This window comes from Microbacterium meiriae (genome assembly GCF_040685015.1).
GTDB classification, from domain to species: Bacteria; Actinomycetota; Actinomycetes; order Actinomycetales; family Microbacteriaceae; genus Microbacterium; species Microbacterium meiriae.
Map to the genome: position 1 here is coordinate 603698 of NZ_JBFBHD010000002.1, position 12678 is coordinate 616375.

12 protein-coding genes are annotated in these 12678 nt (G+C 69.6%); 5 read left to right on the forward strand and 7 right to left on the reverse strand.

Annotated features, from left to right (window positions below):
- Position 1: 1 nt before the first annotated feature.
- Both AB0N68_RS11445 and AB0N68_RS11450 read right to left on the reverse strand, forming a co-directional pair.
- Positions 2-487, reverse strand: coding sequence for a ribose-5-phosphate isomerase (locus AB0N68_RS11445; protein ID WP_136052822.1), 486 nt, complete (start codon positions 485-487; stop codon positions 2-4).
- A gap of 31 nt (positions 488-518) precedes the next feature.
- On the reverse strand, positions 519-1703 hold the full coding sequence (locus tag AB0N68_RS11450) for a ferrochelatase (protein ID WP_268776343.1): 1185 nt from the start codon (positions 1701-1703) through the stop codon (positions 519-521).
- A 169-nt stretch (positions 1704-1872) separates the two neighbouring features.
- On the opposite strand from AB0N68_RS11450, the gene pepN reads away from it, so the two are divergent.
- The 4 genes from pepN to AB0N68_RS11470 all read left to right on the forward strand — a co-directional run bounded on the left by pepN (position 1873) and on the right by AB0N68_RS11470 (position 7689).
- Positions 1873-4425, forward strand: a complete 2553-nt coding sequence (gene pepN / locus AB0N68_RS11455; protein WP_280566290.1) for an aminopeptidase N — start codon at positions 1873-1875, stop codon at positions 4423-4425.
- An 80-nt stretch (positions 4426-4505) separates the two neighbouring features.
- Positions 4506-5582, forward strand: coding sequence for a mechanosensitive ion channel family protein (locus AB0N68_RS11460; protein ID WP_363332724.1), 1077 nt, complete (start codon positions 4506-4508; stop codon positions 5580-5582).
- The gene (locus tag AB0N68_RS11465) at positions 5579-6028 is read left to right on the forward strand and encodes a globin (RefSeq protein WP_259951558.1); all 450 of its coding nucleotides are present in this window, start codon (positions 5579-5581) and stop codon (positions 6026-6028) included. The genes AB0N68_RS11460 and AB0N68_RS11465 overlap by 4 nt, the downstream gene beginning before the upstream one ends.
- Positions 6025-7689: an FAD-binding dehydrogenase gene (locus tag AB0N68_RS11470; RefSeq protein ID WP_259951559.1), complete on the forward strand. Its 1665-nt coding sequence runs from the start codon at positions 6025-6027 to the stop codon at positions 7687-7689. The genes AB0N68_RS11465 and AB0N68_RS11470 overlap by 4 nt, the downstream gene beginning before the upstream one ends.
- A 35-nt stretch (positions 7690-7724) precedes the next feature.
- On the opposite strand, the gene AB0N68_RS11475 is transcribed toward AB0N68_RS11470, so the two are convergent.
- The gene (locus AB0N68_RS11475) at positions 7725-8390 is read right to left on the reverse strand and encodes a DUF8185 domain-containing protein (RefSeq protein ID WP_259951560.1); all 666 of its coding nucleotides are present in this window, start codon (positions 8388-8390) and stop codon (positions 7725-7727) included.
- 50 nt (positions 8391-8440) lie between these two features.
- Between AB0N68_RS11475 and AB0N68_RS11480 the strand changes: the two genes are divergently transcribed.
- Complete coding sequence (locus AB0N68_RS11480; protein WP_259951561.1) at positions 8441-9328, forward strand: acyl-CoA thioesterase; 888 nt, start codon at positions 8441-8443, stop codon at positions 9326-9328.
- 7 nt (positions 9329-9335) lie between these two features.
- Here the strand turns inward: AB0N68_RS11480 and AB0N68_RS11485 are convergent, their stop codons facing one another.
- The 4 genes from AB0N68_RS11485 to AB0N68_RS11500 form a co-directional block, all read right to left on the reverse strand.
- On the reverse strand, positions 9336-9824 hold the full coding sequence (locus AB0N68_RS11485; RefSeq protein WP_187664025.1) for an acyl-CoA thioesterase: 489 nt from the start codon (positions 9822-9824) through the stop codon (positions 9336-9338).
- 7 nt (positions 9825-9831) lie between these two features.
- A complete protein-coding gene (gene ettA, locus AB0N68_RS11490; RefSeq protein WP_025103391.1) occupies positions 9832-11511 on the reverse strand; it encodes an energy-dependent translational throttle protein EttA in 1680 nt (559 codons plus the stop codon).
- An 80-nt stretch (positions 11512-11591) separates the two neighbouring features.
- Entirely contained in the window at positions 11592-12077 is a 486-nt protein-coding gene (locus tag AB0N68_RS11495) for a DUF6993 domain-containing protein (RefSeq protein ID WP_259951562.1), read from the reverse strand.
- A gap of 9 nt (positions 12078-12086) precedes the next feature.
- Complete coding sequence (locus tag AB0N68_RS11500; protein ID WP_187664024.1) at positions 12087-12542, reverse strand: single-stranded DNA-binding protein; 456 nt, start codon at positions 12540-12542, stop codon at positions 12087-12089.
- Positions 12543-12678 lie beyond the last annotated feature (136 nt).

The window sequence follows — 12678 nt, forward strand, 5'->3', positions numbered from 1 at the left end:
GTCAGGCCCGGGGGTCCGGGAGGAGCGAGCCGTCGCGCTCGAAGTCGGCGATCTGTCCGATGCGCCGGACGTGCCGCTCGTCGCCGGAGAACGGCGTGGCGATGAACCTGTCGATGAACGCCGTGACCTCGTCGTAGGTGTGCTGACGCGCGCCGATGGAGATGACGTTCGCGTCGTTGTGCTCCCGCGCGAGCTCGGCCGTGGAGAGGTTCCAGACGAGCGCCGCGCGGACCCCGGCGACCTTGTTCGCGGCGATCTGCTCGCCGTTGCCCGAGCCGCCGAAGACGATACCGAGCGCCGGCACCCCTGTCGCCTGATCGACGACGACGGCCTGCGCCGCCCGGATGCAGAAGGCCGGGTAGTCGTCGAGCGCGTCGTACTCCACCGGACCGTGGTCGATCACCTCGTGCCCCGCGGCGCGGAGATGCTCCTGCAGCCGCGTCGAGAACTCGAGTCCGGCGTGATCGGTGGCGATGTGGATGCGCATGGTCTCCATCCTAGGATCCGGTGTCCGGGACTCAGGGGGCGATGCCGGCTGCCGCGGGCTTGAACCCCGCGCGCACGTTCTCGCAGCACCCGGGACGGCAGACGTCGAACGCGCCGGGCAGATCGGTGACGTGCGGACGCTCCGCGTTCGGGCGACCCTGCAGGCGCTCCTCGATGAGATCGACGATGCCCTCCACGAACGCCTCGCGGACGCCGGGCGTCGGCGTGCGGACGAAGGCGAGGCCCGCCTCCTCCGCGGCCTCGGCGGCCTCGGTGTCGAGATCCCAGAGGACCTCCATGTGGTCGCTCATGAAGCCGACGGGGACCACGATGACCGCCTTACGACCGCGCACCGGGAGCTCCGCGATCACGTCGCAGACATCGGGCTCCAGCCAGGGCTGCGACGCGGGGCCCGAACGGGACTGGTAGACGAGCTCCCACGGCACGTCGGCGGCTCCCGGGATGGCGGCGCGCACCTGCTCCATCGTCCACTCCGACACGGCGAGGTGCTGCGCGGCGTAGGCCCCGCCCTCGCCCCAGTCGATGTCGCGGGCGCCGGAGCGCTCGGCGTCGGCGGTCGGGATGCTGTGCGTGGAGAAGAGGACCTGGATCTCGGTCGGCGCGAAGCCCTGGTCGAGATAGCCCTGCACCGACTCCCGCACGCCCGCCTCGAAGGCCTCGACGAAGCCGGGGTGGTCGTAGAAGGGACGGATCTTGTCGATGGTGACCGTCTCGCCGAGGCCGGTGTCCGTCAGTACGCGAGCGAAGTCCTCGCGGTACTGGCGGCAGCTGGAGAACGAGCTGTACGCGCTCGTGGCGAAGGCGAGGAGGGTCGTGTGACCGTTCGCGGACGCCTCGGGCAGCACGTCCTCGAGGTACGGACCCCAGTTGCGGTTGCCCCAGTACACGGGGAGGTCGATCCCCCGGGCCACGAGCGCCTTCTCCAGCGCGTCCTTGAGCACACGGTTCTGACCGTTGATCGGGCTCACCCCGCCGAAGTGACGGTAGTGGTGCGCGACCTCCTCCAGACGCTCATCCGGGATGCCCCGACCGCGCGTCACGTTCCGGAGGAAGGGGATCACGTCCTCCTGACCCTCCGGGCCGCCGAAGCTCGCCAAGAGGATGGCGTCGTAGGCGACGGGCGTGGTCACATAGGGGTCGCCGCCGGCAGCGGCGGGCGAGGCAAAGGGAACGACATTCGGCTCGATCGCGGTCACCCCTCCATCTTCCCACCTCCGCGGACGACGAGCGTCCGCACGACCGTGACTATCCCCGGTCCGTGAGGATCGACGGCGCGCGCGTCGCTCTGGCGTAGGCTGTCATGGTTGCCGTCGGCGCCAACTGCGCCGACCCCGGTTACATCCCCTCACCCCTGGGAGTACAGCTTTGCCTGGAGAGAACCTCACCCGAACCGAAGCGCAGGAGCGCCGCGACGTCGTCGACACGCACTCCTATGAGGTCGCCCTCGATCTGACCAAGGGCGCCGAGGTCTTCGGCTCCCGGAGCGTCGTGCGCTTCTCCGCGTCCCCCGACAGCTTCACCTTCATCGACCTCATCGCCCGTGACGTGCGCGAGATCTCGCTCAACGGAGAGCAGCTCGACCCGCGCGAGGTCTTCGCAGACTCCCGGATCGCGCTCGCCGGTCTGCAGGAGGAGAACGTCCTCGTCGTCGACGCCGACTGCCTCTACACGAACACCGGCGAGGGCCTGCACCGCTTCGTCGACCCGGTGGACGGCGAGGTGTACCTCTACTCGCAGTTCGAGGTGCCCGACTCCCGTCGCGTGTTCGCCGTCTTCGAGCAGCCCGACCTCAAGGCCACCTTCCAGTTCACGGTGACCGCTCCCGCGGAGTGGAAGGTCGTCTCCAACTCCCCCACGCCCGAGCCGATCGTCCACGACGACGGCGTCTCGGCCACCTGGGGCTTCGAGCCCACGCCCCGGATCTCTTCCTACATCACGGCTCTCGTCGCAGGACCGTACGAGGCCACCTTCTCGGAGCTCACCAGCGCGTCCGGCCGGGTGATCCCGCTCGGCGTCTACGGCCGCAAGAGCCTCTGGCAGCACCTCGACGCCGACTACATCTTCGACAAGACCCGAGAGGGCTTCGCCTACTTCGAGTCGAAGTTCGGCGTGCCGTACCCGTTCGCCAAGTACGACCAGCTCTTCGTGCCGGAGTTCAACGCCGGCGCCATGGAGAACGCGGGCGCCGTGACGTTCACCGAGACGTACGTCTTCCGCAGCAAGGTCACGGACGCCGTCAAGGAGCGTCGCGTCGTCACGATCCTGCACGAGCTCGCGCATATGTGGTTCGGCGACCTCGTCACCATGAAGTGGTGGAACGACCTCTGGCTGAACGAGTCGTTCGCCGAGTGGGCCTCGACCATCGCGACCGCCGAGGCGACCGAGTGGACCGAAGCCTGGACCACGTTCAACGCCATGGAGAAGACCTGGGCCTACCGCCAGGACCAGCTCCCCTCGACCCACCCGATCGTCGCCGAGATCAACGACCTCGAGGACGTGCAGGTGAACTTCGATGGGATCACCTACGCCAAGGGCGGCTCCGTCCTGAAGCAGCTCGCCGCGTGGGTCGGCATCGAGGCGTTCTTCGCCGGTGTCTCGCAGTACTTCCAGAAGCACTCCTGGGGTAACACCGAGCTCAGCGACCTGCTGTCCGAGCTGGAGGCCACGAGCGGTCGCGACCTCGGCACCTGGTCCAAGAAGTGGCTGGAGACGGCCGGCGTCAACACTCTCGAGCCGGTCGTGGCCGAGGACGACAACGGGAAGATCTCGCGCTTCGCCATCACTCAGACGGCTCCGGCCGACTACCCGACCATCCGTCCGCACCGTCTCGGCATCGGCTTCTACTCGCTGCAGGACGGCGCGCTCACGCGCACCCACCACATCGAGGTGGACGTGGACGGTGACCGCACCGAGGTGCCCGAGCTCCAGGGCCTGGCTCGCCCCGATCTCATCCTCCTCAACGACGACGACCTCGCGTACGCGAAGATCCGTCTCGACGAGAAGTCGCTCGCGACCGCGATCGCCCACCTCGCCGACATCCACGACCCCCTCGCCCGCTCGCTCGTGTGGGGTGCGGCCTGGGACCAGACCCGCGACGCGGAGACGCCCGCATCCGACTACATCGACCTCGTCCTCGGCAACATCGGTCGGGAGACCGAGTCCACCACGGTCCGGACCACGCTCGCGCAGCTGCGGACGGCCGCGACGCTCTACGTCGCTCCGGCGGAGCGCGAAACCGCACGGCTGAAGGTGGCCGACGGTCTCTGGGCGCTCGCCGAGTCGGCGGAGGCCGGCAGCGACAGCCAGCTCCAGTTCGTCACCGCCTTCGCGAACAACCTGGTGACGCCGGAGCACGCCGGCATCGTCGGCCGTCTGCGCTCGGGCGAGGAGACGCTCCCCGGACTCGACGTGGACGCCGACCTGAGCTGGCAGCTCCTCGTCGGCCTTGCGACGATCGGCGCGACCGACGCCGGTGCCATCGACGCCGCGCTGGCCGCCGACAACACGGCCAAGGGCGCGGAGTTCGCCGCGCAGGCGCGCGCGGCTCTTCCGGACGCCGCAGCGAAGCAGCAGGCCTGGGACGCGCTGATCGCGCGCGACGACGCCCCGAACACGATCGTCCGCTCCGCAGCCCTCGGTTTCGTCCACCCGGCGGGTGCCGAGGTGCTCGGTGCCTTCGTGTCGCAGTACTTCGACATGCTCCTGCCGGTGTGGGAGTCGCGGACCTACCAGATCGCCCAGTACCTGGTCGTCGGGCTGTTCCCCACCGCGCTCGCGGACGTCGCCCTGCGCGACGCGACGCGCGGATGGCTCTCCGCGCACCAGGACGCGCCGCCCGCGCTGCGCCGTCTCGTTCTGGAGAACCTCGCGGACGTGGAGCGCGCTCTCGCCGCGCAGTCCCGCGACGCCGAGGACTGACCCTCCGCCACCGACACGACACGGGCCTCTGCCGCCGCTCTTCCAGCCGGCGCAGAGGCCCGCTCGGTACCATCGAGACGATGCTGATTTCCGCCGAGACGACCCCCGCGCCGACGCCCGCCGAACTCCCGCCGTGGGTGCAGGACATGCTCGCCGTGCTGACCACGGTCGGCGGCAAGCTCCTCAAGATCGCGATGATCATCGGCGCCTGCGTCCTCATCGCGCTCGTGCTGCGCCGGGTGATCACCCGCGTCGTGCACCGCATCGTGGACACCGCCAAGAACAAGGCCGCCGTCGACGACACGCAGGCGCTGGAACGCTCCCCGCTCGCGGACATGCGCCTCGTGCAGCGCACCCGAACGCTCGGCACCATCCTGCAGAACATCGTGAACGTGATGCTCGTCATCATCGCGATCATCCTCATCGTCAACGCGATCGACAACGCTCTCCTCGGATCGCTCACCCTCCTCACGGCAGCGGTCGGCGCCGGCCTGGGTTTCGGCGCCCAGAACATCGTCAAGGACGTGCTGAACGGGATCTTCCTCGTCGCCGAGGACCAGATCGGCATCGGAGACGTCGTCGACCTCGGGCTGGCGAGCGGCGTCGTCGAATACGTCAGCGTGCGCGTGACCCAGGTGCGGGACGTGAACGGGACGCTCTGGTACGTCCGCAACGGCGAGGTCACCCGCATCGGGAACATGTCGCAGGGCTGGGCGCGGGCGATCGTCGACATCGGTGTCGCCCCGGATTCCGACCTCGAGCAGGTCGAGCAGATCCTTCTGGAGACCGCGCAGGGACTGGCGAAGGACCCGAAGTGGCGCACGCGCATCGTGGAGAAGCCGGAGCTGTGGGGCCTCGAGTCCATCGACGGGGATGCGCTCGTCGTCCGGGCCGTCATCAAGACCAGGGCGAACGCGCGGGACGACGTGGCACAGGAGCTCCGACGCCGCCTCCGGGCCGCTCTGCTGGAGAAGGAGATCGACGTGCCGCGTCTCGCGGACGTCGTGCCCACCGGACTGGAGGGTGCGCGCCGCGTCCGGGGCGCCAACCCGCCGAAGACGCGCCCCAACGCCGTCACCGGGGTGCCCGTCATCCCCGACCGCGGCATCTGGCGACGCAAGAAGAACACCGGCGGCGACGGGAGTGCAGACAAGTGACGTTCTACGACGAGGTCGGCGGCCGCGAGACGTTCGCGAAGATCGTCTCGGTGTTCTATCGCGAGGTCGCCCTCGATCCCGTGCTCAAGCCGATGTACCCGGAGGAAGACCTCGGTCCCGCGGAGGAGCGGCTGCTGCTGTTCCTCGAGCAGTACTGGGGCGGCCCGACCACCTACGGCGAGACCCGAGGGCACCCCCGGCTGCGGATGAGGCACATGCCGTTCCATGTGGATCCCGACGCACGCGATCGTTGGCTCCGTCACATGCGCACGGCTCTCGACGAGGCGCAGTTGTCCCCGTTGCACGAAACCACCCTCTGGGACTACCTGGAGCGCGCCGCCTATGCCATGGTGAACACATTCGAGCCGTCCGGCATCGGCACGGCACCCCAGGGGCGCACGACCCTGGAGACCCGCTCCCGTCAGGAATCAACGGAGAACCCATGACGACCACACCCCCGACCGCAGACGTCCTGGTGATCGGTTGGGGGTTGGCGGGTCTCGTCGCGGCCGCGGAAGCCCTCGAGGCCGGGCGCCGCGTCGTCATCGTCGACCAGGAGCCCCGCACGAACCTCGGCGGGCAGGCGTGGTGGTCCTTCGGCGGGCTGTTCCTCGTGGACTCCCCGGAGCAGCGCCGCCTCGGCATCAGCGACTCGCTCGAGCTCGCGACCCAGGACTGGTTCGGTACCGCGGGATTCGACCGACCCGAGGACGAGTGGCCACGGCGCTGGGCCGAGGCCTATCTGCAGTTCGCGGCCGGCGAGAAGCGCTCGTGGCTCCGTGCCCGCGGCGTCGGCTTCTTCCCGGTGGTCGGGTGGGCTGAGCGGGGCGGCTACGGCGCCCTCGGCCCCGGCAACTCGGTCCCTCGCTTCCACATCACGTGGGGCACCGGGCCGGGGATCGTCGCCCCGTTTGCGGCCGCCGTCGAGCAGGGTGAGCGCGAGGGACGACTCACCGTCCTCGCCAGACACCGCGTCGAGGAGCTCATCCTCACCGACGGACGCGTGACCGGCGCGCGCGGGAGCGTGCTGGCGTCGGATGGTGCCGCACGCGGCATCCCCTCCTCGCGCGAGGTCATCGGCGCCTTCGAGATCGACGCGACGGCGACGATCGTGGCCTCGGGGGGCATCGGCGGAAACCATGACCTCGTCCGCGCGGCCTGGCCCCCGCGCCTCGGCACTCCCCCGGCGCACATGCTCTCCGGCGTGCCCGCCTATGTCGACGGCTCGATGCAGGCCGTGAGCGCCACCGCCGGCGCCCGCCTCATCAACGGCGACCGGATGTGGCACTACGTGGAGGGCATCACGAACTGGAACCCGGTGTGGCCGCAGCACGGCATCCGCATCCTGCCAGGGCCGTCGTCGCTGTGGCTCGACGCGACCGGACACCGGCTCCCCGTTCCGCTCTTCCCCGGCTTCGACACCCTCGGCACGCTCGAGCACCTGCGGCGGACGGGCCACGACCACTCCTGGTTCGTGACCTCGCGGCAGATCGTGGAGAAGGAGTTCGCGCTGTCCGGCAGCGAGCAGAACCCCGACCTCACCGGCAAGGATGTGGCGCTGCTGCTCAAGTCCCGCCTCGCGAAGGGGCCGACGGGACCGGTGCAGTCATTCCTCGACGAGGGCGAGGACTTCATCGTCGAGAACGACCTGGAGTCGCTGCTGGAGCAGATGGCGGCTCATCCCGGCGGCGAGCTCCTGGACATCGATGCCGTGCGCCGGGAAGTGGTCGCTCGCGATCGCGAGATGGCGAACGACTTCAGCAAGGATGCGCAGATCGGCATGCTGCGCTCGATGCGGGCCTATCGCGGGGACAAGCTCATCCGCACCGCGGCGCCGCACCGGCTGCAGGATCCCTCCGCAGGACCGCTGATCGCGGTCAAGCTGCACGTGCTGACCAGGAAGTCCCTCGGCGGGATCAACACCGATCTCGACGGTCGTGCCCTGGACGTAGGCGGCGCACCGATTCCTGGCCTCTTCGCCGCCGGTGAGGCCAGCGGCTTCGGCGGCGGGGGCGCGCACGGCTACCGCGCCCTGGAGGGGACATTCCTCGGCGGGTGCCTGTTCTCCGGCCGTCAGGCGGGACGCGCGGCGGCTGCGCTCGGCTGAACCGGCACTGTTCCCTGGTCCTGCCTGCGGTCACGTCAGGCTGTGGAGCCGGTGGCCCGCACCCCCGTCAGTCCGGTGGCGACGGGGCCCCGTGCGAGGACGTGGCCGCGGCGGAACGCGAGCCTCGTCCAGCGGCCGGACCGCGTGACGGTCACGTCCTCTTCACCGGAGATGAAGCCCAGCGCGTCCGCGGCGAACGCCACGCCCCGCGGCAATCCGCCGAGGTCGTCGTCCGGCTCGCCCCAGATGGCCGCGCGAAGCGCGCGCACGGCCTCCTCACCCGACCCCGGTCCCGCACCGTGGGCGACCGCGGAGATGCCCCACTGTGCACGCTGCGCGATGATGGAGGCGGGCAGGACGGATTCCGCGAGCCAGCCCTGCCGCGGGGGCGCGACGCCGGCCCATGCGGGCGAGAGGGCGGTCTCGGGCAGCCCGAGGCGCTGCGGGTCGTCCGTCGGGCTCAGGGCGTCGATCACGAGGTCGCACTCGAGCTCCGGATCGGCACGGACGATGCGCATGGCGAGGATCGTCGGCGTCTGGTCGAAGAGCCCCTGAGGTGCGAGGACCGCCGTCGTGAGCGCCAGGACGCCGTGATGGGCCTGCAGGCGAACCCCTTCGTCAGACACCCGGGCCGCGCGGCCCGTGAACGTGAGGACATCCTTCGCCGTGTCCGGATCGGCGAGCAGGAGCTGAGGGGTCACGCGTTCTAAACTACCAACGAGCGGCGACCCGGGGCCGCGGAGGGGAACACATGAGCGCCGACGAGCACGCCATCCAGACCGTGGAGCGTCTTCTCGACGTCCTCGACCTCGACGCCACCCAGGCGCGGACCACCGAGGACATCTTCACCGGTTCGTCGCACCCGATGCCGAGCGGCCGCATCTACGGCGGTCAGGTGCTCGCGCAGACCCTCGTGGCCGCGGAGCGCACGCTGCCGGAGGACCGGGCCGTCCACTCGATGCACGGGTACTTCCTCCGCCCCGGCGACGCGAGCCAGGGCATCACCATCGCCGTCGACCGCATCCACGACGGCCGCTCGTTCTCCACCCGTCGGACTCAGGCATACCAGAACGGCGTCCCGATCTTCTCGATGATCGCCTCGTTCCAGGACGCCGACCCCGGAGTGGAGCACGCCGAGCCCATGCCCGCCGGTATCCCTGTCCCCGAGGACCTCGTGCCCGATGAGGACCGGGTGCCGGGCCTCGCCGGCGGTGCACGGCGCATGCTGAGCGAGCGCGCCGCGGACATCCGCCACGTCGACTCCCCGCTCTACCTGCCGAACGACGACGAACGCGTTCCTCGGCAGGCGGTGTGGATGCGGCTGCGTGCCCCGCTCCCCGACGACCAGCGGCTGCATCGGGCCGCGCTCGCCTACCTCAGCGACATGACGATCCAGGAGTCGATCCTTCGCGCCCACGGAGTGTCATGGTCGCTGCCCGGGTTGAAGGTCGCGAGCCTGGACCACGCGATGTGGTGGCATCGTCCGGCCCGCGTGGACGAATGGCTCCTCTACGTGCAGGAGTCGCCGAGCGCCCGGGGCGGTCGCGGTCTGGCCACGGGGCGGGTGTACACCCGTGAGGGCGCGCTGGTCGCGAGCGTCGCGCAGGAGATCATGATCCGCGTCCCGGAGGATCGCTGACCGGCGCTCAGCGGTGGGCGTACTCGATGGAGGGGCCGACGTACGGCTCCCATGCCTCGCGCATCTCCGCCGTCAGGCGTGTCGGCCGTCCCGTGCCCGCGTCGACGAGCACGATGACGGCCGTGGACCGCGCGTAGAGTTCACGCGGCTCGGCGGCCGGGTCGTTGTGCACCTCGTAGCAGACCTCGACGCTCGAGCCACCGAGCTTCCCGAACCACATCTGCACCTCCAACGGGCGGCGCTGATACGGCACCGGAGCGAGGTACTCGATCTCCTGCCGCGCGATGAGCGTCAGGATGCCTTCCTCGATCCCGGAGTCGAGGACGGCCGTGGACGGCGCCTGCTCGCCGGGTCCCGCCCGCCAGAACGCGCGGACGCGCGCCTCCTCGAGCAGCTTCAGCATCGAGGTGTTGTTGACGTGGTTGAACGCATCCAGATCGCCCCAGCGGAGCTGGATCGGGATGTGCAGGCGGGAACCCGGCGAGTCGGTGCTCATGACCGGCTCAGTCGCGCGTGAGCTTGCGGTGGGTCGAGCGGTGGGGCTTGGCCGCGTCCGGCCCGAGGCGCTCGATCTTGTTCTGCTCGTAGGCCTCGAAGTTGCCCTCGAACCAGTACCACTGGTCGGGCTTCTCGTCCGTGCCCTCGTACGCGAGGATGTGCGTCGCGATCCGGTCGAGGAACCACCGGTCGTGGGTGATGACCACGGCGCAGCCGGGGAACTCGAGCAGCGCGTTCTCCAGGGAGCTCAGGGTCTCGACGTCGAGGTCGTTGGTCGGCTCGTCGAGGAGGAGCAGGTTGCCGCCCTCCTTGAGGGTGAGCGCGAGGTTCAGACGGTTGCGCTCACCACCGGAGAGCACGCCGGCCTTCTTCTGCTGGTCCGGACCCTTGAACCCGAACTTGGACACGTAGGCACGGGACGGGATCTCGGTCTTGCCGACCGTGATGAAGTCGAGTCCGTCGGACACGACCTCCCACAGGGTCTTGTTCGGGTCGATCGACGAACGCGACTGGTCGACGTAGCTGATCTTGACGGTCTCGCCGATCTTCAGGTCTCCGCCGTCCAGGGGCTCGAGACCGACGATGGTCTTGAACAGGGTCGTCTTTCCGACGCCGTTCGGACCGATGACGCCGACGATGCCGTTCGGCGGGAGGCTGAAGCTCAGGCCGTCGATGAGCGAGCGCCCGTCGAAGCCCTTCTTGAGGTTCTTCGCCTCGATGACCACGTTGCCGAGTCGAGGACCGGCAGGGATCTGGATCTCCTCGAAGTCCAGCTTCCTCGTCCGCTCCGCCTCGGCCGCCATCTCCTCGTACCGGGCGAGACGGGCCTTCGACTTGGTCTGGCGGCCCTTCGCGCTGGAGCGGACCCAGTCGAGCTCGTCCTTGAGGCGCTTCGCGAGCTTGGCGTCCTTCTTGCCCTGGATGTCGAGGCGCTCGGCCTTCTTCTCCAGGTACGTCGAGTAGTTGCCCTCGTAGCCGATGAGGCGACCGCGGTCGACCTCGGCGATCCACTCGGCCACGTGGTCGAGGAAGTACCGGTCGTGGGTGATCGCGATCACGGCGCCCTTGTACGACTGGAGGTGCTGCTCGAGCCAGAGCACGCTCTCCGCGTCGAGGTGGTTGGTGGGCTCGTCGAGGAGCAGCAGGTCGGGCTTCTGCAGCAGCAGCTTGGCCAGCGCCACACGGCGCTTCTCGCCACCGGAGAGCGGAGCGATGGCCGCGTCGCCGGGCGGGGTGCGCAGGGCGTCCATCGCCTGCTCGAGCTGGGAATCGAGGTCCCAGCCGTCCGCCGCGTCGATCTCCTCCTGCAGCGTACCCATCTCCGCGAGCAGCGCATCGAAGTCGGCGTCCGGGTCGGCCATCAGCGCGGAGATCTCGTTGAACCGGTCGACCTTGGCCTTGATGGCGATGCCGTCCTGGATGTTCTCCAGGACCGTCTTCGACTCGTCGAGCTCGGGCTCCTGCATGAGGATGCCCACGGAATAGCCCGGCGAGAGCTTGGCCTCACCGTTGGAGGGCGTGTCGAGCCCCGCCATGATCTTGAGGATCGTCGACTTTCCGGCGCCGTTGGGGCCGACCATGCCGATCTTCGCGCCCGGCAGGAACGCCATCGTGACGTCGTCCAGGATGAGCTTCTCACCCACCGCCTTGCGGGCACGAACCATGGAGTAGATGTACTCAGCCACCGAAAACCGCTCCTTCTGTTGGCGTCGAAGATCGACACTCCAGCCTACCGGCCGTGAGCGGGCTTATCTGTGTACGCGGGTCACCAGTCGATCGGCCGCGTCACGCCCACCAGACAGCGCCCGCCGGCGAGCTGTGGCATGACGGTGGTCACGACGGCGCCGGTGGAGGGCCCGACCTGTCCGATCAGGCACTCCTCCTCGCCCCAGCGGACCGAGAACTGGATGCTCTCCGCCGGGTTCCCGACCGTGGACTGGTCCGGCGTGAGCTGCATGGCGTCCCGATCGAATCCCGCCGCGACGAGACCGTCGACGTATGCCCGCCCCTCCGCACGCTGCTCCGTGCCCCACACCTGTTCGGCCACTGCGGTGAACACGGGAAGGTTGTCTGCGGCGCTCCCGCCCGGCACCAGAGCAGGCGCGGCCGGCGGTGTCGGCGTGGCACTGGCCGTCCCGGTCGGGGTCGGCGTCACCTCCGGCTCCGGGGCACATCCGGCGAGGACGGCTGCCGAGAGACCGGCGACGAGCACGAGCGCCGCAGCGCGGGAGTTCAGGACCGATCGGAGCACGAGCAGAGTCTAGGCCGCCTCGCCCTCCGCCGGCTGCTCCCACGCGTCGCGCCCTTCCTCATCGGTCGTCGGGACGTCCCCGCTCACCTCCACATCCGTGGGAGACGGACGGGTGCTCGGTCGGTACGCGGTGGTCCCCCACCGCAGATCGTGTCCGATCGTGTCGGCGTCGATGTCGACGCTCGTCCCCTGCTTGCCATTGCTCTCCCACGGTCGTACGCGCAGTCGTCCCGAGACGATGACGCTGTCGCCGACCCTGAGCGATGCGCGCGCATGCTCCGCGAGCTGGCGGAAGGCGGCGATCGAGAACCAGTTGGTCCCCGCATCCACCCACGAGCCGCTCGCTGCGTCGAAGCGCCGGTGCGTGCTCGCCAGCCGGAAGTTCGTGACGGGCACCCCCGCACTCGTCCGCCCCGGGGTGGGCTCCGTCGCGACTCTCCCCACGATGGTCACGGTGTCGATCATGCGTTCGTCCTCTCGCTGCCGGCTCAGCGGCCGGATGCCCTCCAGCGTGCACCTCGCGGAGCAGGTTGCAGGGGCACGATCGCGCGATCTGTGGACGGGCTAAGGCAACCGTCATCCGTGCAGAAGAAGCCAGGTC

Bases quoted from the DNA above. Each gene is read 5' to 3' on its own strand.
- AB0N68_RS11460 (WP_363332724.1), top strand. From the start codon at position 4,506: ATGCTGATTTCCGCCGAGACGACCCCCGCGCCGACGCCCGCCGAACTC.
- AB0N68_RS11470 (WP_259951559.1), top strand. From the start codon at position 6,025: ATGACGACCACACCCCCGACCGCAGACGTCCTGGTGATCGGTTGGGGG.
- AB0N68_RS11445 (WP_136052822.1), bottom strand. From the start codon at position 487: ATGCGCATCCACATCGCCACCGATCACGCCGGACTCGAGTTCTCGACG.
- AB0N68_RS11480 (WP_259951561.1), top strand. From the start codon at position 8,441: ATGAGCGCCGACGAGCACGCCATCCAGACCGTGGAGCGTCTTCTCGAC.
- AB0N68_RS11500 (WP_187664024.1), bottom strand. From the start codon at position 12,542: ATGATCGACACCGTGACCATCGTGGGGAGAGTCGCGACGGAGCCCACC.
- AB0N68_RS11485 (WP_187664025.1), bottom strand. From the start codon at position 9,824: ATGAGCACCGACTCGCCGGGTTCCCGCCTGCACATCCCGATCCAGCTC.